A 20,662-nucleotide genomic window follows, 5' to 3' on the forward strand; every position below is an offset into this window, starting at 1 on the left:
AGACACCGCAGAAAATCTGGAACTGCATTGTAGGAGCCGTGACGCAGGTAGCCACATGGGGCGCGAATATGCAGGCGAAAGCCAGCGAAGTAATGAACACAATGATTACGGGCATTGTGAATATCGTAACGCAGACACCGCAGAAGATATGGAACTGCATTGTAGGAGCCGTGACGCAGGTAGCCACATGGGGCGCGAATATGCAGGCGAAAGCCCGCGAGGTAATGAACACCATGCTTACGAATATCGTAAGTATCGTTACACAGGTGCCGCAGAAGATTTACAACAGTATTTCCGGGGCTATTTCCAAAGTAGCGCAGTGGGGCACAGAGGTTAAAAATAAGGCCGTGGAGGGTATGAACATGGTACTTAACGGTATCACGGGCGTATTTTCCAATATCGGCAGCACGTTTGCAGACATTGGCAGCAACATTGTAAGCGGTATCTGGAACGGAATAAGTGGCGGCTGGGACTGGCTGAAAAATAAGGTATCAAACCTTGCAAACAGCCTGCTTGACGCGGCAAAGGACGCGCTGGGGATTGAAAGCCCATCGAAGCGTTTCCGGGACGAGGTAGGCGTATATATGGCGCAGGGTATCGGCGTAGGATTTGAAAAAGAAATGCCTGCCATAGCCAAGAGGATAGAAAAAGCCATACCGACAGAGTTTGACATTGGAACAAAGGTAAACGTAGGCAGCAACGCTGTATATGACACCAGAGGGAACCGCAGGGCATACGGTAGCGGAGCGCTTGCGGGAGGCTTTACCGTTATCCAGAACATTTACGCCAACACTACGGACTACGCAAAGCAGCAGAAAGAAGCTGCGCGGCAATTCCGAATGATAGCAAGGACGGTGGGGTAAGCCTATGGAATACGAAAAGTTGATTTACACCAATGAGAGAGGCGAAAGCGTAGAGTTTAGCACAGCCAGTATCTACCATTGTAACGTGAGCAAGGACGTTGACGGCATAGCGGGCGTTACGAATGTGCTTTACAGCACAAACAGTATGGGGCAGCATGGCGATACTTACGTAGGGCAGAGGATAGAGGCAAGGGATATTGATATAACGGGACATATCAACGCCAAGGACAAGGCGCAGGCATACGAACTGCGACGGAGCCTCTTAAAAGTCCTTAACCCGGAGCTTTCCGGCACGTTGGCCTACGAGTTTGGAGGCTTTAAGCGCGTCATTAACTGCCGCCTGCATGGAGAGCCGAAATTAGAGCGCAAAAGCGTTTTGATAGAGTTTACAATACCGCTTGACTGCCTTAACCCGTTCTGGCGGGAGGAGGACGAACAGAAAGAGGATATTGCGAGCTGGGTAGCGGCGTGGGAGTTTCCCTGTGAGATAGAAAAGGATAACCCGGAAAGCATGATTTTTGGATACCGGGCAGAAAGCGTTATTGTGGACTGCTATAACGAGGGCGACGTATCAACAGGAATGAGGGTAAGATTTACCGCGTTGGGGACAGTGACGAACCCTATACTTTTGAATGTGGATACAGGAGAGTTTTTAAAGCTCAATGTTACCATGCAGACAGGCGACGTAATAGAGATAAACACCCAGTACGGGAGCAAGGGAGCAACGCTGACGCGGGACGGGGAGAAAACCGATTATTTCCGCTATGTGGACGTTGACAGTACCTTTATGCAGCTGGAAATAGGGGACAACAATTTCCGTTATGACGCGGAGAGCGGCGTAAACTCTATGGAAGTCTCTATATTCTACAACAAGGAGTATCTGGGGGTATGAGTATGGAGCTTAGAGTATTTGACAAGGCCATAGAGCCGCTGGGGGCAATCGACGAGCTGGCAAGCCTGATATGGCGCATGAAATACTTTGATGTGGGAACATTCAGCCTGCTTGCCCCCATTACGGACAATAACAGTAAATTGCTGATTGAGGGCAATATTATTGTGAAGCACGACGGGAAAAAGGAAGTGACGGACGCAGCGGGCGGTATCTGGCGGCGGGCGGCACAGATTACCTACGTGCATATCACAAAAGACGAAAACGGCTTAGAGCAGATAGAGGCACAGGGGAAAATGCTTAGCTGGTGGCTCAATAAGCGCTGTATCAGCCCGCAGATTGTGGAGACAGATACAAACCAGAACCTTATAAATTCCATGATACAGAAGAACTGCGGGAGCGCGGCGACAGCAAAGCGCCAGTTTCCGCAGTTTACCATATTGGAGCAGGCGGATATGGGAGGCAGCAGCGTTGAGTATGCAAACGAGGTATACGCGAAGCTGGGCGACGAGGTAAAGGCGCGGGCACAGGCCGGGAAACTGGGCTATGACATTCTGATTAACGAAAGAGAAAAGAAATACGGGTTTTATCTCTATAAGGGAAACGACCTTACAGCAAAGAATAATGACGGAAATACGCCCTGCATATTTTCCCGTGATTTTGATAACGTCAATGAGCAGGAATATACGGCCAGCATTGAAAACTGCGGGAATTTTATCTATGTGCAGGGGGCAGCTGATGAAAACGGAAATCAGCCAGTAACGACCGTAGACGGAGAGGGCGCAGAGGGGCTGGAACTGGTAGAGGTTTTCTGTGAGGCTACGGATATTGCAAGGAAATACCAGAGCGGGGAGACAGAGGTAACGATACCGCTTGATACCTACATAGAAATGCTTAAGACGCGGGGAGCGGCGGAGCTGGAAAACTACGGGGAAACCATAAACTTTGTGAGTACCATAAACACAAATTCAAACCTGCGTTTTAAGGAGGATTTTAATTTAGGCGACCGTATAACCTGCAAAGAAAATAAATGGGGGATACAGATTGACGCAAGGATAACAGAAGTAACAGAGACATACCAGAAAGGCGCGGAGGAAATCGAGGCGACGTTTGGGGACAGCTTACCCACTCTGGTAGACCAAATAAGGAAAGTGAGGTAAGGGGAATGGCAAATTGCTTACCATTCAATGCGATAGAGCATGACAGGGTATATAAAGCCGAGGATTGGGCGTGGTATTTTGCCACGTTCATAGCAAACGGGGTATTTCCAAAGCCCAGCGACGGACTGCAAGTGATAGCCTACAGCGGAATGGAAATAAAGGTAAATGCGGGATACGCCTTTATCAATGGCTATGCGTTCCGAAACCCGGCCAGCGCCAGCATTACTCTTGATACGGCAGAGGGAGCCTTAAACCGTATCGACCGGGTAATAGTACGCTGGGATTTAACGCAAAGGGATATGTACTTAGCTGTTTTAAAGGGTACACCGTCTGCACAGCCAGCAGCAGTTAGCTTAACCAGAAATACAGAAATATGGGAGCTGGCGCTTGCGGATATTTACGTAGGAAAAGGCGTTACCAGCATTAAAACCCAGAATATCACGGACAGGCGCTTTAATTCTGCCCTGTGCGGGATTGTAACGGGGACAGTGGAAGAAATCGACGCAAGCGTACTGACGAAGCAGTTTGATGATTTTTTCAGTACATACAGCCAAGCGGTACTTGACGAGTTTAGCGTTTATAAGCAGAGCATGGAGGCTTATTTAACGGAAATCGGCGGGATTTACGACAGTTATGTAAGCAAAACAGAGAGCCTGTTTAATCAGTATAAGTCCCATTTTGAGGAGCGGTATACAGAATTTGAAAGTACATTAAGCCAGTGGGACGACGAGCTTTTAGCAGCTTATACGCAGTTTATGGCAAATATGGCGACTTTCCAGACCGAGGCAGAGAGCCAGTTTAATACATGGTTTGAGAGCATAAAGGATAAGCTGGGAGAGGACGCAGCCGGGCAGCTGGCTTTAGAAATTGAGGAGCTGACAGAAAGCGTAGAAGAACTGCGGCAGCAGGTACAGACGGGAAATGCGGCCATGCAGGAGGCGCTTGACGGGCTGGACGCGAGGCTTACAGCAGTAGAAAACGGCTGGGGCATTAACTATAACCATGACGCAGTATTAGGGCTGTGCTATATGGGCGCAGCGTGGATGTCCCAGTATTACGAAAGAACAGTAGAAACGGCAGTGTTAGGAGTTGGCTATATCGGCAATTCTTACCTTGCAAATACATTTTAAGAAAGGGGCATACCATGAAAGGGTTTCCAAAAACGCTTAAGACAAAAGATGATTATTACAACTGCCTTGCTATGGTGGCGGCAGGAGAGCTGAAAGCAGCAGACCTGCTGGCAAAGATTGAGGGGCTGGAAAAGCAGCGCTACATACAGTGCGCCGTTGTAAAGGCAGAGGAGGCAAAGAAAGCCGTAACAATTTATTACTGCGACGAGGCAGCAGAGGGCATGGCTTTTGTGTCCGGAGACGTAAGCGGCACAGTAACGGCAGTTACCCACACAAAGAGCGAGGAGGCAGAGGTGGCAGGCGAGGAGATGAACGACAGAACCGTTTTAACCCTGTCTAAAGGAATTGCCGCAGGAAGTACCGTTATTGCGCTGGAACACGCGGAAAAGGTAGCGGGAATGGATACAAACGATATTGCAGCGCTGAAAGGAGTTTTAAAGAAGTATGAGTAGATTATTGGTTGACGACGTAACGAAAACAGACAGCCGGGCGCTTCTGAATGTAAGCAAAATGGCGACTATCAGCGACATTGTGACACCGACGAACCAGTATTTATATGCCAGCGGAGCCAATGAGCTTACCTTAGTGGAAAACTGCGTAATTTCCGTAGGGGCAGCGGGAGTATTCAAAACAGGAAATACCGTTTTAAATGCCGCGAATTTGGACGTAGGCAGTGCTTTTACCGTGGGCTGTGATTACTACGTTTATATCTGTGACAGCAGGGTAGACGCGCAGGACGAGCAGTATGTCATTTCTCTTAATTCCACATATCCTACAGGCTGGAACGCCAGCAACAGCAGGAAGATTGGAGGCTTTCATTACGGGCGCTGCCGTAAGGTGGACGGGAATTTACAGCCCACAAACAGCAGCGGCGTGATTTTTGGCACAGGCTGGGAGAGCGCCGTAAGCAACGGCATTGTGCCGCGCAGCGTATGGACGCTGGGACACCGCCCGAAATGTAACCCGGAGGGCATGGTATATATCGGAGGCGGCACATGGGTAGACATTTACCTTAATTCTGACGACGGAGAAATGGGGCTGAAATCGGAGTACAACTGTGCGCCCATGACAGGAACGGAGGGCATGAACTGGTATAATTTTGTGGAGCGGCTGGCAAAGAGCGGTAAGCGCCTGCCGGATTACGCGGAGTTTTGCGCTTATGCTTTTGGCAGCCCTGCGGGACTGGACGACGCGAACACAAACGCATGGAGTGCAACGACAAATAGCGGCAGAGACGTAACGGGCAGCGTAGTTAATGCTGTATCTGCTGTAGGCTGCGTGGACGCTGTAGGCCGTGTATGGGAATGGCTGAATGATTTGATTACCAGAGCCGAACACGCCAAGAATACGGAAAACCACCCTAACGAGGCGTGGGGCTGGGATACCAATACACCGCTGAAAACAGGAGAAAAGAACTACGACGTTGGTAATATCTATCAGTATTACTATAATTCTCTGGCGGCGCTGATGGCGGGCGGCGGCTGGGGCAGTGGCGCGCGGTGCGGCGCGCGTGCGGTGAGTTGCAACGATTACCCGTGGGATGTCAGCGCGTACACCGGGGCGCGCGGGGCGTGTGACAGTCTGTAGACGGCGGGCGAAAGCCCAGCCGCAAGTAGTGGGAGGATAAAAAAGCATGACGACGAGAGACAAAAGCGATAGGCTACACCAGAAAATATATGATTTTCTGCTTTATATCTATCCGCTGCTTAGCAAGTATCCGAAATATGAGAAATTCAGCTTACAGACAGCGACCAGAAACGCCATACTGGAAATGCTGCAAGAGGTAATAAAGTGGCAGAAAACAGCCACGAAAAGCCATTTATACGCAGCGGATACGGCATTACAGCAGAGTAAGGAGCTTCTGCGGCTGGCAAATGATTTGAAGTATAGCGCTATGAACGCCCAGCACTACGGCCAGTGCTGCAAACGGCTTGCCGAGTTGGGCGTTATGCTGGGAGAAATCATAGACGAAGTAAAGGCTACGAGATAGCCGGAATATGGGGCAGCTGCTTACTTACAGCCCTCTGGCGGCGCTGATAGCGGGCGGCAACTGGAACAATGGCGCGCAGTGCGGCGCGCGTGCGGTGAATTGCAACAATTACCCGTGGAATGTCAACACGAACACCGGGGCGCGCGGGGCGTGTGACTTAGTGAGAGCATTACAGGCGCAGTGTTTTACGAAATGCTGGCAAGGACTTTTAATTAAGCAAATGCTTAATATCCTATAGTCAGAGCGGCTGTCCCGCCGTAAGGCAAAGAGAAAAAGCAGGGCTGCTGGTTAGTAGCTGCGGCGAAAGGCAGGAGCTTTTTAATTGAAGCGTATTTCACACGTTAAGAACCGAAACGGCCAGCTGGTAACGCTTATAGAGGCTATGGCCGATTACGGAAATATCCAGATTGCCTACAATAAGGCCAGAAAGTGCAAGCGATACCGCAAGGACGTTTTGATATTTACGAAAGAGAAAGAGGAGAATTTAGAGCGTGTAAGGCGGGAACTGCTGGAACTGTCCTATGAGCCGGGAGAGTACCGATATTTTAAGGTATATGAGCCAAAGGAAAGGCAGATAATGGCGTTGCCGTTTTATGACAGGGTGGTACAGCACGCCATAAACAACGTGATAGAGCCGATTTTCAGTAGGCGCTTTCTTTACCACTCTTACGCCTGCCGGAAAGAAAAGGGTATGCACAGGGCTTCTGCCACGCTGAAAAGCTGGCTTTACAGCTGGGAAAAGCATAACCCGGATAAACCGCTTTATGCAATTAAGGCAGACATACACCATTATTTTCAAAGTATCGACCACGAAACGCTTAAGGCGGAAATAAGGAGCCTGATAAAAGACGAGGGAGCGATTGCACTTATTGAAAGGATTATAGACCATAACGGCACAATGCCGGACGGGGTGGGGATACCTGTAGGAAACCTTACCAGTCAACTATTTGCCAATACATATCTGAACATCTTAGACCAGTACATAAAGCACACGCTGGGAGCAAAGTATTACGTCCGGTATATGGACGATTTTATAATACTTAGCCCGGACAAGAACCAACTGCGGGAATGGCTGGCAGAGATTGAGAGATTTTTAAGGGAACGGCTGAAACTGGAGCTTAACCCGAAAACAGCGATTTTATCAGCGAAGAACGGAATAGATTTTGTGGGATATAAGCATAGGGCGACACACAAGAAAGTAAGGCGCGACAGCATAAAGCGTATAAAGAAAACAATCCGAAAGCACCAAAGAGGGGACATTACAAAAGAGCGGTTACAAAAGAGTATTGCAAGCTGGACGGGACACGCAGGCCACGCCGACAGCTACAATTTACGAAAGAAAATAGTAACGCTTGCGGCAGCGGCGGAAAAGAAAGGGGGCGGCGGCTTGTAAATGGCAAGGAAAGCGCTGCTTAAGGTACTGGAAGAACAGCAGGAAATTATACAGCAGCAAAGCAGGCTGATTGTGGAACTGGTGGATACAATCGAGAGCTGGGAGCAGACGGCAGGCTATGACGGAGAAGAACTGAAAGAAAGGGCAAGAGCGTTGTGCGAAAGTGGCATAGAAACAGAGATTTACTGAATTTGCGTAGCAACGAGGCTTTCGTAGTGGAATTGGAGCGGATTAGAGACGAGGACGACAGGCAGAACAAGCGTATTGCCTTAATCGAGGAGGATACAAAGGCAATCCACAGGCTGACGACCTCTATTGAAAAGCTGGTAATTCAAATGCAGGATATGTTAGCAGAGCAGAAAGAGCAAAGTAAGCGTATCCAGCGGTTAGAGGAGGAGCCGGGCGACGCATGGAGAGAATTAAAGAAAAAGGCGCTGGATACCGTTGTGGGTATCGTAGTAGGCGCGCTGGCAACGGGGCTTATCTATATGATAGCCCAGAATATTTAAGAAAGGATTGAAAGAACATGAAAGGTATTAACTGGGTAAGAAAGCTGACAAGTAGAAAACTGTGGACGGCGGTAGCGTCCTTTGTATCCATGATGATTGTAGCCATGGGAGGAGCGGAAAACACCGCGACACAGGTAACGGCGCTGATTATGGCCGGGGCTTCTGTGGTGGCCTACATAATCGGAGAGGGGCTGACAGACAGCGCCAATATCGGCGTTGAGGTGGAAACAGAGGTAGAAATGGACGACACAGAGGAGTAAGACAAAGAACCGGGCGCTTGCGGGAAACCGCAGGCGCTTTTTTGAATGAAGAAAAGCGAGGTAATAGCATGGCGGAAATCAAAAGCGAAAGCACTAAGGAAATGACGCAGGAAGAAATTAAGAGCCTGCGGGAAAAGGTGGCGAAAATGACACCAGAGGAGCTGCGGGAGTTTAGAAATTCTCATAATGCAGACGAAATGGGCTTTTGGGGAGAGGAGAGCGTATAATATGCAGATAAATAAACTGCTTACACCATACAATTTTACAGACGCAAACGATACAGGCAGGATAAAATATATTGTTATCCACTATGTCGGAGCGTTGGGAGGAGCAAAGGCAAACTGCCAGTATTACGCGGGGCAGTATATAGGAGCTTCTGCGCATTACTACGTTGGATTTTCCGGGGAAATATGGCAGAGCGTGCCGGACGAAGATATAGCATGGCATTGTGGAGCAAAGAGCTACAAACATGCGGAGTGCCGGAATACAAACAGCATAGGTATTGAGCTGTGCGTAAGAAAGAAAAATACGGCACATCTGGGGGCGGAAGATAAAGACTGGTATTTTGAGGACGCGACCGTAAGGGCGGCAGCGGAGCTTACGAGGTACTTAATGGATAAGTACGGCGTTCCTGCGTCCCATGTTATCCGGCATTATGATGTTACCGGGAAGATTTGCCCTAATCCGTATGTCTATAACGCCACGGCGCACAAATGGGACGAGTTTAGAGGGCTGATTAGCGGAGCGGAAGTTACCGAGCCGCAGCAGAACCAGCAGGGCGCAGGCTCATATAAAGTAAAGGTTGAAATTGACGACCTTAACATAAGAGTAGGAGCAGGCACTAATTATGCCAAGACTGGGGGATATACCGGGAAAGGTGTATTCACGATTGTAGAGGAGAAAGCCGGGCAGGGCAGCACCGCAGGCTGGGGCAGGCTGAAAAGCGGCGCAGGCTGGGTATCTCTGGATTACTGCATAAAGATTGAAGGGAGCGAGACGGGAACGGCCGAAACCGGAACGGCAGACGGAGGAGACACAGAAAGCACAATCTGGGAGTTTCTGACTGGAAAAGGGCTAAATGCTTATGCCGCTGCCGGGCTTATGGGGAACCTGTACGCAGAAAGCGGGCTTGCAGCAAATAACCTGCAAAATTCCTACAGTACAAAGCTGGGAATGAGTGACGAGGAGTATACAGCTGCGGTAGATAATGGCAGCTATACTAATTTTGCGCATGACAGCGCAGGCTACGGGCTGGCGCAGTGGACGTACTACAGCCGGAAACAGGCTTTATATGACTATGCAAAGGCGGCGGGCACGTCTATCGGAAATCTGGATATGCAGCTTGATTTTCTATGGCAGGAATTGCAGGGGTACAAGTCTGTTATGGAAAAGCTGACGGCGGCAACGTCTGTGCGGGCGGCTTCTGACGCTGTGCTTTTAGGATACGAAAAACCAGCAGACCAGAGCGAAGCAGTCCAGAAAAAGCGGGCAGAGTACGGCCAGAACTTTTACAATATATATGCAGGAAAGAAAAACGAGGAGGCAGAACCAGAGCCGCAGAAACCGGCGGCAGCAGTGCCTTATACTGTGAAAATAGATATTTCAGATTTGAATATCAGAACAGGAGCGGGCACAAACTATGCAAAGACCGGGGAATATACCGGGAAAGGCGTATTTACGATTGTAGAGGAGAAAGCCGGACAGGGAAGTACCGCAGGCTGGGGCAGGCTGAAAAGCGGCGCAGGCTGGGTATCTCTGGATTACTGTACTAAGCTGGCATAAGCGCGGGCGTGTCGTTCATAAGAGGGCGGCACGCCCTTATTTTTTGTCTGAAAGTGCAAAAACACGTTGACAATATACCAAAGTTGGTATATAATAAAGAACATAGAGAGGAGGACAAAACAAATAAGTGCAAAGCACTGGAAAGGAGAAACGGCACGTTGGGTAAGAAAAAGAAACATAAGAAAAAGCCTATCAAGTGGCAAGATTTAGCGGTCAATGCACTGATAGACTTAATCGTAGGAACGGTACTTATCATAATAGGAAAGCTGTTAGAATAAGCACCAAGGCGGGCGAAAGCCCGCCGCCTATAGAAAATATACCACAAACGGAAAGCCGAGTAAAGAGCATGATTTTAAAGTTGGGTATCTTTTTGGTGACTGCGGGAGCCATAAAGCTATGCGTAGCGCTTATAATCAGAGCGCGAGAGAAAAGAGGGAAAACATGATAGGCGAGAATATCAGAAAGGCAAGAAAAGCGGCGGGCGTTTCTCAAAAAGAACTTGCGGAACGCCTGCAAGTCCACCAAAAGGATATAAGTCGATGGGAGAATGGGGCGCACGTCCCTACACTGGAAATATTTACAAAGATATGCAGGGAGCTTAACGCTTCTGCTGATGAAATTTTAGAATTGAAATAAAGGCGAAAGAGAGGGCTTATTATGGCAAAGAAAAAAATTGTACTTTATGGAGTTGCGGCGCTGTTTGCCGTAAGCGGTATTGTGGCGCTGCCGTCTGGGAATATAGCCGGAGGCGTGGGCTGCATTGTGATTGCAGCAGTATGCGCTTTTTTAGGAAAAAAGAGCGCAGATAAAGAAACGGAGACGGGAAAGCCAGCAAGAGAGGCTACGCGCCCGGTATCCGGCAGCAGGATTGCGGAGACAATAAGGACAAAAGTAGTAGGAGTTACGTACTGCAACGACGACGGAGAAAGCAGACAGGATATTTTAAGCAGAATGACAGGGGACGAGGAAATACAGATAGAAAAAACCGTATACAATGGAGAGCCTGCTGCGTATGTAAAATGGGGCGATAAGGTTTTAGGCTATCTGTCTGCGGAATTGTCTAAAGATTTAGCAAATAGATACCCAAACGCCAGATATGAAGCGAAATTGTTAGAAATTTCTGGGGAGGAGGTACATACGTTTGGGTGCAATATAGAGCTTGATATTATCGTAGACGAACAGAGAGGCAGCGCACAGGAGCCAGCCGGGGAAACAGTCGTATACGTAGACCGCAGCAGTAAAAAGTACCATATTAAGCCTGATTGTTCAGGGATGAAGAACCCGAAAGCAATACCATTAAGCCAAGCAAAAAAGAAATACGCGCCTTGTAGGAAATGCTGCAAGTAAGTAAGACCACGGGAGCCGCAGACTTGTAAAAGAGCCTGCGGCTTTTGTCGTGCAAAATTTACCAAAGAGAGGGATACCAGAATGGCAAATAAGAAAGGGAGCAGGCAGCTTACAAAAGCTGACAGGATAAAAATAGAGGCATTATTAAAAGCGGGGCATAGCAAAAGGGAAATTGCCGCGCAGCTGCACGTACACCGCAGTACGATTTACAACGAGCTTAAGAGGGGCAGATACATACACCGCAATAGTGACTGGACGGAGGAAGAACGGTATAGCCCGGATATAGCCCAGAAACGCTGCGAGGAAAATTTAAAAGTGCGTGGCACACAGCTTAAAATAGGCAACGATATAGCCTATGCAAATTACATAGAGGATAAGATAGTAAACGAGGATTACAGCCCGGCTGCCGTTCTGGGAGAATTGAAAGCGCAGGGGAAAGAGGGGGAGTTTTCAACTACAATATGCGTCACTACGCTTTACAGTTACATTGATAAAGGGATTTTCCTTAAGCTGACAAATAAGGATTTGCCAGTAAAGAAGAATAAAAAGCGGGGCTATCATAAAGTAAAGAAACAGCAGGCCAGAGCCAACGCCGGAGAGAGTATAGAGAAGCGCCCGGAGGAGATAGACAAAAGGGAAGAATTTGGGCACTGGGAAATGGATAGTGTCATAGGAAAGCGCGGAAAGTCTAAAAATACTCTGCTGGTGCTGACGGAGCGAAAGACGCGGGACGAGATAATATTTAAACTACCAGACCACACAGCAGAGGCGGTAGTAGCCGCAGTGGATAGGTTAGAAAGGAAATGGGGAGAACTTTTTAAACAGGTATTCAAGACCATTACCGTAGATAACGGCAGCGAGTTTGCATATTGTGAGGCGCTGGAAAAGTCTGTATTGGGGGAGGGCAACAGAACAAAGCTATATTACTGCCACCCGTATAGTAGCTGGGAGAGAGGGACGAACGAAGTAACAAATAAAATGGTGCGCCGGAAAGTACCAAAGGGGACGGATTTTGACGAAAAGACGGAGGAGGAGGTGCAGAGCATTGAGGACTGGATAAACAATTACCCGCGCCGTATTCATGGATACCATACGGCGGCAGAACGGTTTACAGAGGAGGTAGAGAAACTGGCATAATGGCAGCAGGAGGCAGATACAAGGCGCAAAGGCTGGCGGAAACGGCAGCTTTAAAGGCGAGCCGGAATAAAGAGACGGAAACACAGCGCTTTCTTAGTATGATGTGCATTATATATAAAAACAGCAGAATGAAATTATACAAAATGCTGAAACTGATTTTTTGTCGAAAAAAAGGTTGAAATTTTTAATGTTATTCTAGTTTATCAAATTTTGTTGTCATCGGCATTTCTGAATGCTATAATACTTATAATTGGGTTAACTATAGACTGTTGAAGGGAAAAGGTATCGTGTATGTTTGAATATCAGGTGGAGGCCGGAAGACCGGAGCGGCTGGGCGTGACAAAAGAGGGAAAAGACATCAATTTTGCGGTGACGGTGAGAGACGGCGGGGCATGCAGCCTGCTTCTTTATCCCAGAGGAGAGAAGGAGCCGGAAGCGGAACTGGAGTTTTCAGAGGACATGCAGTACGGGGATCTGTATGCCATGAAGATCCGCCAATTTCCCATGGACCGGTATGAATACAATTACCGGATCAACGGAACGGTTGTCCAGGATCCCTATGCGGATGCGGTTGCAGGCCGGGAGGTATGGGGGAACTGTCCGGACAGTCCTCATGAGGTTCGCTGCAGGGCGGATTTCGCGCCGTTTCCCTGGCAGGGAGACCAGCCGCTGGAGCTGCCTTATGAAAAGTGTGTTCTGTACATGACGCATCCCAGGGGATTTACGATGGATCCGTCATCCCGGGTACGTCATCCGGGAACGTTCGCCGGGATAAAGGAAAAGATCCCGTATCTGAAGAACCTGGGGATCACGCAGCTGGAGCTGATGCCGGTCTATGAATTTGCAGAAGCAGAGGCGGAGGAGACGCCGAAGAAGCATATGCCGGTGAAGAAGCGCAAGATGGAAATGCTGAATTACTGGGGGTATGGGAAAGCGTGTTTCTTTGCGCCCAAAGCGTCTTACAGCGCGTCTGGGAATCCGGTGCGTGAGATGAAAGAGCTGGTGAGAGAACTTCATAAAAACGGGATTGAATTGATCCTGGAATTTTATTTTCCGTATATGACCAGCCCGGCGCTGGTTCGGGACTGTGTAAAACACTGGGTATCGGAGTACCATATTGACGGCGTTCACGTAAATGCGCAGGACACGCCGCTGATCTGTCTGTCATGGGAGCCTCTGCTGTCCAGAACGAAGATTATGAGTGAATATTTTCCCCTGGAAAGGATCTATGAATCAGATTATCAGCCGACATTCCGGCGGCTGGCGGAGTATAACGATGATTTTATGATCAAAGCGCGCCGCTTCCTGAAAGGAGATGAGGATACACTGTGGCAGATCTCCGAGAGTATGAGACGAAATCCGGCGCAGCAGGCGGTGATCAATTACATAGCCTGCCACAATGGATTTACCCTGGCGGACGCGGTTTCTTACGATGTGAAGCACAATGAAGACAACGGGGAAGACAACCGGGACGGGACAGACTGCAATCACAGCTGCAATTACGGTGAAGAGGGACCTACGTCCAAAAAAGCGCTGCAGTCTCTCCGAAGACGTCAGATGCGCAATGCGTTCCTGATCCTGCTGCTGTCCCAGGGAGTTCCGGCTGTCTATGGCGGAGATGAGATGGGAAATTCCCAGAGAGGCAATAATAATGCCTACTGCCAGGACAACGAAATCTCCTGGATACAGTGGAGCAGAAAGAAATATGACCGCCAGATGCAGGAATTTGTCCGGGAGGCGATCGCTTTCCGCGGCCGTCATGCAGCGTTCGGACGAAGAAAGCCATATGTGATGAGCGACTATCTGTCAAAAGGCATGCCGGATCTGTCCTATCACGGAACCCGGGCCTGGTACGGGGAGTTTGAAAGCTACAACCGGCAGATGGGTATCCTGTATGCCGGCGAATATACGGGAGACCGCACTTTGTATGTTCTCTACAATATGCATATGATTGAACATGAGATCGCGCTTCCTACGCTCCCCGCAGGTCAGAGCTGGTATCTGCTGGCAGACACCGGCAGGGAAGGGGCATCGACCTTTTTGAAGGAAGAGGAAAAGATACTGCTGGAAGACCAGAAGATGGCGGCGGTTCCTCCCAGAACTATATGGATACTGACAGGTGAGACACATGAAAATGATTAATATCTGGAGACATTTCCATACGATCACAGAGCACAAGATCGTGGTGGCGCGGCATTGTTTCCAGGTGGGGATGTATTGGCAGGGGCTGACCCATGATCTGTCAAAATATTCTCCGGCAGAATTCTGGCCGGGATGTAAATATTATCAGGGCTACCGCAGCCCAAACAATGCAGAAAGGGAGCAGAAAGGGTATTCTTCTGCCTGGCTGCATCACAAAGGCCGCAATAAACATCATTATGAATACTGGATCGATTACAGTACAGGTCCGGTGAAAGGCATGGCAGGCATGAAGATGCCGCTTCGGTATGTCAATGAGATGATCATGGACCGGATTGCCGCTTCCAAAGTGTATGAAGGAAAGAAATATACACAGCATTCCCCGCTGATGTATTATGAAAAAGGGAAGGACGGCTATATGATCCATGAGGAAACCAGGGCTCTTCTGGAATATATCCTGCGTATGCTGGACGCGAAGGGAGAAGATTATACATTTGCCTATATGAAAAAATATATGGTAGGAAAGAAAGAATATCCCCGGATTAAAAAAATTTGAAAAAAGAAGGATTTTTGCATTTTATATGGAATAGATATATAATAAAAGGAATTTTTGCGAGGAGGGATGAAAGTTGACGATTCGTGAAAACGTGGAAAACTGGGAAAAAGAATTTCTGAGTCCTTATGCGTCCCTGAGCTGCAATTCCAGAGGAAGAGACATGGACGAGCCGCCTTGTGATATCCGTCCGGTTTACCAAAGAGACAGGGATCGGATCCTGCACTGTAAATCGTTCCGCAGGCTGAAGCACAAGACACAGGTGTTTCTGACGCCCAAAGGAGATCATTACCGGACCAGACTGACCCATACTCTGGAAGTGTCGCAGAATGCCAGGACAATCGCCAGAGCGCTTCGGCTGAACGAGGATCTGACGGAGGCCATCGCGCTGGGACACGATCTGGGGCATACGCCGTTTGGACATGCCGGCGAGCGGGCGCTGAATGAGGTCTGCAGCGAAGGGTTTGCCCACAACCGGCAGAGCGTGCGGATCGTGGAGCGGCTGGAAAAAGAAGGAAGAGGACTGAATCTGACCTGGGAAGTGAGAGACGGGATCCTCAATCATCAGACGGCCGGTCATCCATCCACGCTGGAAGGGAAGATTGTCCGTTATTCAGACAAGATCGCTTATATTAACCATGACGCGGACGACGCGATCCGGGGAGGGATTATCCGGGAGGATGAACTGCCCCGTACATATACAGATATTCTGGGACACAGTACCCGGGAAAGACTGAATACGCTGATTCACGATATTGTGGGGCAGAGCAGCGGCGTGCCGGATATCCGGATGTCGGAAGAAGTAGAATTCGCTTTTCATGGATTGCGTAAATTTATGTTTGAGCATGTGTATACCAACCCTAAGGCAAAAGGAGAAGAAAAAAAGGCGATTCATATAGTGAAGGAGCTGTTCCGCTACTATATGGATCATCCGGAACTGCTTCCCAACGAATATGTGGAGCGCATGTGGCAGTCCGGGGAGACCCAGGAACGAAGCGTGTGCGATTATATATCGGGTATGACGGATCAGTACGCCATAGCCAAATTCCAGGAATTCTTTATTCCGGCTTCCTGGAGATACTAAGAGAAATCAGGTGATTTCATGAACTACTATTCACAGGATCTGGTAGAGGAGATCCGGTCGAGAAGCGATATCGTGGACGTGATATCCGGGTATATCAGGCTGCAGAGAAAAGGCAGCAATTATGTGGGAATCTGTCCGTTTCACAATGACCGCAATCCATCCATGTCAGTCAATCAGTCCCGTCAGATCTATCATTGTTTCAGCTGCGGGGCTGGAGGGGACGTCTTTAAATTCGTTATGGAATACGAGAATCTGACATTCCCGGAAGCTCTGAAGACATTGGCGGACCGGGCGGGCGTAGAGCTGCCAGACCGGGAAGTATCCCCCGAAGAAAGAAAACAAGCCGATCTGAAGGCACAGATTCTGGAAGTGAACAAACTGGCAGCCAGTTATTATTATTACCTTCTGCGCAAACCGGCAGGCAAACTGGGAATGGATTATCTGACCGGAAGAGGGCTTTCTGCAAAGACCATGCAGCAATTCGGCCTTGGATACGCCGGAAAAAGCGGCAGTGAACTGTACCGGTATCTGAAGGGCAAAGGCTATTCGGATTACCTGTTGAAAGAGTCCGGGCTGTTTCAGGCGGATGAAAAGCATGGCATGTATGACAAGTTCTGGAACCGGGTGATATTTCCTATTATGGATATCCGCAGCAGGGTTATCGGGTTTGGCGGCCGTGTGATGGGCGATGGAAAACCTAAATATCTCAACTCCCCGGAGACGAGGGCTTTTGACAAGAGCCGCAATCTTTACGGGTTGAATCTGGCGAGGGTTTCCAGAAAATCCAATCTCATCCTGTGCGAAGGATATATGGATGTAATTGCCATGCACCAGGCGGGATTCAATCAGGCTGTGGCATCGCTGGGGACTGCCTTCACCCAGCAGCAGTCAGTACTGCTGAAGCGTTATACCAATGAAGTCCTGCTTACCTATGACAGCGATGACGCGGGAGTACGGGCGGCCATGCGGGCTATCCCTATCCTGAAGGACGCGGGACTGACCGCAAAGGTCATTAATATGGAGCCATATAAGGATCCGGATGAATTCATCAAGGCCTTGGGCGCCGATGAGTTCCAGAAGCGGATAGATCAGGCGGAGAGCAGCTTCTTTTTCGAGCTGCGCATCCTGGAGCGACAATATAATTTCCGGGAACCGGAGAGCAAGACGGCATTCTTCAGGGAGGTTTCAAAAAAACTCCTGGAATTTGAAGCGGGGATTGAGCGGAATAATTATATTGAAGCGGTGGCGGAACGCTATCATCTGACCTATCAGGAGCTGACGCGGATGGTCAGCCAGGTGGGAGAGCATCTGGGTGAGATCCGGAGGGAGGACAAGCCGCTTGCTCCTCTTAGCCAGCGGCGTAAAAAAACGGAGGACAGAAGCCTCCGTCCGCAGAAATTACTGCTCAGCTGGATGAGTTCTGATCTGAAGCTGTACCGGAACATTGTCCGCTATGTGGAACCGGAGGATTTTACCGATCCTTTCTGCCGGAGAGTGGCCGAGCTGCTGTCCGTGCAGGCCGGGGAAGGAAAGCTGAATCCGGCGGCGCTTTTCCAGCAGTTTACAGAAGAAGAGGACCAGCAGAAGCTGGCAGAGCTTTTGGAGCAGTCGATCCCATCCCTGTCCGGCAGAGGGGGAGAAGAGAAGGCATTACAGGAAACGATCCTGAGAGTAAAGCAGAACAGCATTTCCTGGCAGACGGAGCATATGGATCCGGGCGATATGGACAAGCTTCGGGAAATCGTGCAGAAGCGCCGGGATATGGAGAAATTGCATATTTCTTTGGATTAAGGATAAAATATGAACAATTATGGAAGGAAGAACCAATATGGAAGAAAATGTAACCAAATTCAGCGATAAACTGAAAGAATTACTTGCACTGGCAAAAAAGAAAAAGAATGTGCTGGAGTATCAGGAGATCAGTGATTTTTTCAGCGATATGAATCTGGATGCAGAACAGTTTGAAAAGATTCTGGATTTTCTGGAACACAACAATATTGACGTGCTTCGGATCACGGATGACGATGACGACGCCAATATCATCCTGACGGATGAAGATGAAGTGGATATGGAACAGATCGATCTGTCCGTGCCGGATGGCGTCAGCATCGAGGATCCGGTTCGTATGTATCTGAAGGAGATCGGCAAAGTGCCGCTTCTGAGCGCGGAAGAAGAGATCGAGCTGGCGAAACGGATGGAGCAGGGAGACGAGGAAGCCAAAAAACGTCTGGCGGAGGCGAATCTGCGTCTTGTAGTCAGCATCGCGAAGCGTTATGTGGGCCGCGGCATGCTGTTTCTGGATTTGATCCAGGAGGGCAATCTGGGTCTGATCAAAGCGGTGGAAAAATTCGATTACCGCAAAGGCTATAAATTCAGTACTTACGCGACCTGGTGGATCCGTCAGGCAATCACCAGGGCCATCGCAGACCAGGCACGTACGATCCGTATCCCGGTGCACATGGTGGAAACCATCAATAAACTGATCCGCGTGTCCCGCCAGCTTCTTCAGGAACTGGGAAGAGAGCCGCAGCCGGAGGAGATCGCGGCAGAGATGAATATGCCGGTGGAACGGGTGCGCGAAATCCTGAAGATCTCCCAGGAGCCGGTGTCTCTGGAAACACCGATCGGAGAAGAAGAGGACAGCCATCTGGGCGATTTTATCCAGGACGACAATGTTCCGGTACCGGCAGAGGCAGCGGCGTTTACGCTTCTGAAGGAACAGCTGGTGGAGGTTTTGAGCACGCTGACTGAGAGGGAACAGAAAGTGCTCCGCCTGCGTTTCGGACTGGATGACGGACGGGCACGGACCCTGGAAGAAGTGGGCAAGGAGTTCAACGTCACCCGCGAGCGTATCCGTCAGATCGAGGCGAAAGCTCTGCGCAAACTCCGTCATCCCAGCCGCAGCCGGAAATTAAAGGACTTTCTGGAGTAAGCCATGCAGCTTTCCGCAAGGATGGAGCGGCTGGCCTCCAAAGTCCCGTATGGGAGCCGGCTTGCAGATGTGGGAACGGATCATGGATATATACCGATCGCTCTGGTGCTCGGGGGAAGGATCTCCTTCGCAGTGGCCATGGATGTGAATCCGGGACCTCTGAAGAGAGCAGAAGAGCATATCCGCGGGCAGAAGCTTTCTGCATACATAGAAACCAGGCTGTCGGATGGATTGACTGCGCTGCGGGCAGGAGAAGCAGACACGGTGCTGATTGCAGGTATGGGAGGAGCATTAACTGTAAGGATCCTGAAGGGCGGAGCGCACTGTCTGTGCGACGTGAAGGAGCTGATCCTGCAGCCGCAGTCAGAGATTCATCTGGTGAGAAAATGGCTCTGTGAAAATGGATACCGGATCACAGAGGAAGACATGGTACAGGACGCGGGAAAGTTTTATCCTATAATGAAAGCGGTTCACGGAGAACAGCAGACACCGGGAGAAGTGGAACTGTATTATGGGAGTACGGATCGGCAGAAATCTCCGGCGGTCTTTGAAGCCTATATACGGAACGAATTGAGGAAAAATGAAAATATCCGGAGGCGGCTGAAAGAGCACGGACAGGAAAATTCTGTCCGTATGGGAGAACTGGAAAAAGAAAAGCGCCGGCTGGAAGAAGCGCTGTACGGAATCTCCCGGCAGAAGAGAGGGGAAACAGAATATGAAATGCAGTGAGATTTGCTGTGCAATAGAGCGGGAGTATTCACCGGAATACGCCTGTGAGTGGGATAACGTGGGGCTGCTGGCAGGAAGGCGCGATAAAGAAGTGAAAAGGATCCTGCTGGCGTTGGATGCCACAGATGAGACAGTACAGACGGCTGTGGAGCAGGAGGCCGACATGCTGATTACCCATCATCCCATGCTTTTCTCCGCAATCAAAAGAGTGACGGATGAAGATATGAATGGCCGCAGGCTTCTCGCCCTGATCCGTCATGACATTTCTTATTATGCCATGCATACAAATTATGATACCAGAGGGATGGCGGATCTGGCGGCCAGGATGATGGATCTGCAGGAATGCACGGTGCTGGAGGAAGTCAAAGACGGAGAAGGCATCGGCAGAGTCGGCGTGCTGCCGGAGAGGATGACTCTGAGAGCATGCGCGGAGAAAGTCAAGGAGGCTTACGGGATACCGAACGTGAAGATTTTCGGAGATTTGAATAAGGAAGTTTATTCAGCGGCGATCTGTCCGGGAGCAGGAAAGAGCACGATGAAGGAGGTTCTTCGTTTCGGATGCGACGTCTATATTACCGGGGATATTGACCACCATACAGGGATTGACGCGGTGGATCAGGGGCTGTGTATCATCGATGCGGGACATTACGGGATCGAGCATATTTTTATGGAGGACGTTAAGGCATATCTGGAGAAGACTTTAAGCGGAGTCCGTATCTCCTGCGTGCCGGTCCGCCATCCTTTTGCGGTAATTTAAAAACAGAC

Annotated in this window: 23 protein-coding genes; all 23 read left to right on the forward strand. The window is 49.6% G+C overall.

Translation table 11 applies throughout. The features are described 5' to 3' along the window. Positions 1–863 (forward strand): phage tail protein (locus B5F29_RS16485; protein WP_330397623.1); only part of this gene is annotated, 863 nt, incomplete at its 5' end. 4 nt (positions 864–867) lie between these two features. After that, positions 868–1,755 carry a phage tail family protein gene (locus tag B5F29_RS13300; protein WP_087155111.1) on the forward strand — a complete coding sequence of 296 codons (888 nt, stop codon included), beginning with the start codon at positions 868–870 and terminating at the stop codon, positions 1,753–1,755. Positions 1,756–1,757: 2 nt separating this feature from the next. After that, complete coding sequence (locus tag B5F29_RS13305; RefSeq protein WP_087155192.1) at positions 1,758–2,912, forward strand: siphovirus ReqiPepy6 Gp37-like family protein; 1,155 nt, start codon at positions 1,758–1,760, stop codon at positions 2,910–2,912. A gap of 5 nt (positions 2,913–2,917) precedes the next feature. After that, positions 2,918–4,042: a hypothetical protein gene (locus tag B5F29_RS13310; RefSeq protein ID WP_087155112.1), complete on the forward strand. Its 1,125-nt coding sequence runs from the start codon at positions 2,918–2,920 to the stop codon at positions 4,040–4,042. Between the two features lie 14 nt (positions 4,043–4,056). After that, entirely contained in the window at positions 4,057–4,494 is a 438-nt protein-coding gene (locus B5F29_RS13315) for a hypothetical protein (protein ID WP_087155113.1), read from the forward strand. Further along, positions 4,487–5,629: a phage major tropism determinant gene (locus B5F29_RS13320; protein ID WP_087155114.1), complete on the forward strand. Its 1,143-nt coding sequence runs from the start codon at positions 4,487–4,489 to the stop codon at positions 5,627–5,629. Before B5F29_RS13315 ends, B5F29_RS13320 begins: the two co-directional genes overlap by 8 nt. Before the next feature lie 46 nt (positions 5,630–5,675). After that, on the forward strand, positions 5,676–6,032 hold the full coding sequence (gene avd, locus B5F29_RS13325; protein WP_087155115.1) for a diversity-generating retroelement protein Avd: 357 nt from the start codon (positions 5,676–5,678) through the stop codon (positions 6,030–6,032). Between the two features lie 322 nt (positions 6,033–6,354). Then, the gene (locus B5F29_RS13335) at positions 6,355–7,425 is read left to right on the forward strand and encodes a reverse transcriptase/maturase family protein (RefSeq protein WP_087155117.1); all 1,071 of its coding nucleotides are present in this window, start codon (positions 6,355–6,357) and stop codon (positions 7,423–7,425) included. Then, entirely contained in the window at positions 7,426–7,614 is a 189-nt protein-coding gene (locus tag B5F29_RS13340; protein WP_087155118.1) for a hypothetical protein, read from the forward strand. A 26-nt stretch (positions 7,615–7,640) separates the two neighbouring features. After that, positions 7,641–7,934: a hypothetical protein gene (locus B5F29_RS13345; RefSeq protein WP_122641579.1), complete on the forward strand. Its 294-nt coding sequence runs from the start codon at positions 7,641–7,643 to the stop codon at positions 7,932–7,934. Between the two features lie 17 nt (positions 7,935–7,951). Further along, the gene (locus tag B5F29_RS13350; RefSeq protein ID WP_087155120.1) at positions 7,952–8,194 is read left to right on the forward strand and encodes a hypothetical protein; all 243 of its coding nucleotides are present in this window, start codon (positions 7,952–7,954) and stop codon (positions 8,192–8,194) included. A 41-nt stretch (positions 8,195–8,235) separates the two neighbouring features. Continuing rightward, the gene (locus tag B5F29_RS13355; protein WP_143449159.1) at positions 8,236–8,421 is read left to right on the forward strand and encodes a hypothetical protein; all 186 of its coding nucleotides are present in this window, start codon (positions 8,236–8,238) and stop codon (positions 8,419–8,421) included. A gap of 1 nt (position 8,422) precedes the next feature. Continuing rightward, positions 8,423–9,976, forward strand: coding sequence for a phage tail tip lysozyme (locus B5F29_RS13360; protein ID WP_087155122.1), 1,554 nt, complete (start codon positions 8,423–8,425; stop codon positions 9,974–9,976). 441 nt (positions 9,977–10,417) lie between these two features. Further along, positions 10,418–10,612 carry a helix-turn-helix domain-containing protein gene (locus B5F29_RS13370; RefSeq protein WP_087155193.1) on the forward strand — a complete coding sequence of 65 codons (195 nt, stop codon included), beginning with the start codon at positions 10,418–10,420 and terminating at the stop codon, positions 10,610–10,612. A 126-nt stretch (positions 10,613–10,738) separates the two neighbouring features. Next, entirely contained in the window at positions 10,739–11,323 is a 585-nt protein-coding gene (locus tag B5F29_RS16625; RefSeq protein ID WP_206414217.1) for a hypothetical protein, read from the forward strand. Positions 11,324–11,404: 81 nt separating this feature from the next. Beyond that, positions 11,405–12,460, forward strand: a complete 1,056-nt coding sequence (locus tag B5F29_RS13380) for an IS30 family transposase (protein WP_087155124.1) — start codon at positions 11,405–11,407, stop codon at positions 12,458–12,460. Positions 12,461–12,751: 291 nt separating this feature from the next. Then, on the forward strand, positions 12,752–14,602 hold the full coding sequence (locus tag B5F29_RS13390; RefSeq protein WP_087155126.1) for an alpha-amylase family glycosyl hydrolase: 1,851 nt from the start codon (positions 12,752–12,754) through the stop codon (positions 14,600–14,602). Further along, on the forward strand, positions 14,589–15,155 hold the full coding sequence (locus B5F29_RS13395) for a DUF5662 family protein (protein WP_087155127.1): 567 nt from the start codon (positions 14,589–14,591) through the stop codon (positions 15,153–15,155). The genes B5F29_RS13390 and B5F29_RS13395 overlap by 14 nt, the downstream gene beginning before the upstream one ends. A gap of 73 nt (positions 15,156–15,228) precedes the next feature. Next, positions 15,229–16,236 (forward strand): deoxyguanosinetriphosphate triphosphohydrolase, encoded by a 1,008-nt coding sequence (locus tag B5F29_RS13400; RefSeq protein ID WP_087155128.1) that lies wholly within the window; start codon positions 15,229–15,231, stop codon positions 16,234–16,236. Positions 16,237–16,254: 18 nt separating this feature from the next. Beyond that, positions 16,255–18,027 carry a DNA primase gene (dnaG, locus tag B5F29_RS13405; protein ID WP_087155129.1) on the forward strand — a complete coding sequence of 591 codons (1,773 nt, stop codon included), beginning with the start codon at positions 16,255–16,257 and terminating at the stop codon, positions 18,025–18,027. A 37-nt stretch (positions 18,028–18,064) separates the two neighbouring features. After that, positions 18,065–19,168 carry an RNA polymerase sigma factor RpoD gene (gene rpoD, locus B5F29_RS13410; RefSeq protein WP_087155130.1) on the forward strand — a complete coding sequence of 368 codons (1,104 nt, stop codon included), beginning with the start codon at positions 18,065–18,067 and terminating at the stop codon, positions 19,166–19,168. 3 nt (positions 19,169–19,171) lie between these two features. After that, complete coding sequence (locus B5F29_RS13415; RefSeq protein WP_087155131.1) at positions 19,172–19,897, forward strand: tRNA (adenine(22)-N(1))-methyltransferase; 726 nt, start codon at positions 19,172–19,174, stop codon at positions 19,895–19,897. Further along, complete coding sequence (locus tag B5F29_RS13420) at positions 19,884–20,654, forward strand: Nif3-like dinuclear metal center hexameric protein (RefSeq protein ID WP_087155132.1); 771 nt, start codon at positions 19,884–19,886, stop codon at positions 20,652–20,654. The genes B5F29_RS13415 and B5F29_RS13420 overlap by 14 nt, the downstream gene beginning before the upstream one ends. Positions 20,655–20,662 lie beyond the last annotated feature (8 nt).

It is taken from the genome of Lachnoclostridium sp. An196 (assembly GCF_002160135.1).
In the GTDB taxonomy this organism is placed as follows: domain Bacteria; phylum Bacillota; class Clostridia; order Lachnospirales; family Lachnospiraceae; genus Hominiventricola; species Hominiventricola avistercoris.